The sequence below is a fragment of the Neisseria sp. P0021.S007 genome (assembly GCF_051956855.1).
Genome location: NZ_JBQCXA010000050.1, coordinates 1 through 1,618, shown reverse-complemented (window position 1 = coordinate 1,618; position 1,618 = coordinate 1). Strand labels below are relative to the sequence as shown.

At 47.7% G+C, this 1,618-nt stretch carries 1 protein-coding gene; it reads right to left on the bottom strand.

What is annotated here, in order from left to right:
- Positions 1-161 precede the first annotated feature (161 nt).
- Positions 162-1,618: surface lipoprotein assembly modifier (locus ACTHUR_RS10985; RefSeq protein WP_440398590.1), on the bottom strand; the 1,457-nt coding region annotated here is incomplete at its 5' end.

Here is a 1,618-nt window from a genome sequence, read left to right as displayed (position 1 = left end):
GTGCGGAAGCACCTGAAGGTATGACACCGCACAGACTCTAAAAAATAATTAAATCAAACAGACAAGGTCTCGGCGTAGATGTTTGCAGAGACCTTTAATTACACTACAAAGTTTTGTTTGAACGGGTTGCTGTCTTATACCTACTCAGATTTGATTCTCTTTTAAAAATTCCATTCACCACCTAATGACCATTGATGAATATTACGCATTGCATAGGGTGCATTGCTACGGGTGTGACTATAACTATAATTCAAAGTAGGGGTAATGCCTTTATAAGATAATTTGTTGTGACTAAGATTGATAGAGAGAGCGCGCTCCCGATTGCGTTGCGGCTCCGTGCCGAATGCCATAATGCCTTTATAGCGACGGTTGGCAAATGAAGCGGTAAGTCTGCTGTTAAGCCCACCTAAAACCTGCCATTGCTGTATCCAACCTATATTGAAACCGTTGCGGTGGTAGGCCGCATTGTTGACGGTATTACGTATGTTTTTGTTTTCAGGAACAAAGCGGTTGTATTGCCAACCGCCGAACAGGGTCGTTCTACCGAAACGGCGCGCCAGGGAGAGATAGGTACTGTCGTGCCAACCGTCGTTGCGCAGCGCACGATCGGTTTCCCGATAGTTTTGGCGATAGCGTTCCAGCGAGTAATAAAATTGTGTCGCGTTGCCGAGATTGACCATATGCGAAAGCTGTACGCCGACCCCGTGAGCCAGCATATAAGGCGCGGCGCGGCGGTTGTTTTCTTTTTTGCTGTCAAATTCGCTGCTGCCCGCCAACTGTGCCTGATAAAACGGTAAAACGCTGACGGTTTGTTTGCCGTCCTTGCGTTGCCAGCCCAAATAAGCCCTGCCGAACGCATCGTCGTAAGCCGATTGGCGGTCGAAAAAATAGCTTGTGCCGCTGAGGTTGGCGCGGAATTTGATGGCGTGATGCCCATACAATGGGGTAAGTTTTTCGGTGTTCAATTCGTAATTCAAGCCGTTGGCACTGACAGGTAGGGTAACACTGCATGCGTTTTGCCCCTTTGTTTCGATGCAATAACGCGGAGCAGCGTTGTTGGCATTATCGTTATGCACAGGGCTAATTCCGCCAGACCATTTCCATTCTGTCTGCCGTTTGACGGCTTCTTGAAAACGTTTAACATTTTCCAAAACGGGGGTGGGTATATCGCGTTGCGCGGCATGGCGAAAATGCATCGTTGCCTCACCCAAGCGATAGTCCTGAAACTCTGCTGCTGCCAAATCCAACAATATACGGTCGTCTGAAACGTCAGATTCATAAAGGGTACGATAACGTTCGACCGCTTCGGAAGTCCGTCCTTTCAGCTTTGCCAGCAAAGCATCGGTACGCGCAATCAGTTTGGGATTGTGGTTGGGCTGTTTACGGTAAAGGGCGACAAGCGAGGAAACCAGGTCTGCGCTATTGCTGTTAAGTGCTTGAACCAGTGCGTCTTCAAGAATATGCGGGTTTGCCGCTAAAAAATCATCGTTAACCAGAGTTGGCCTGCCTATATTCTCATTCTTTTCAGGCGACCTTTCCTCCTCAGATAGAATATCTAACCATTGTTTCTGTTGTACTTGTACAGCAGTATTCTGAGAAGAAATATTCTGCCGAACAC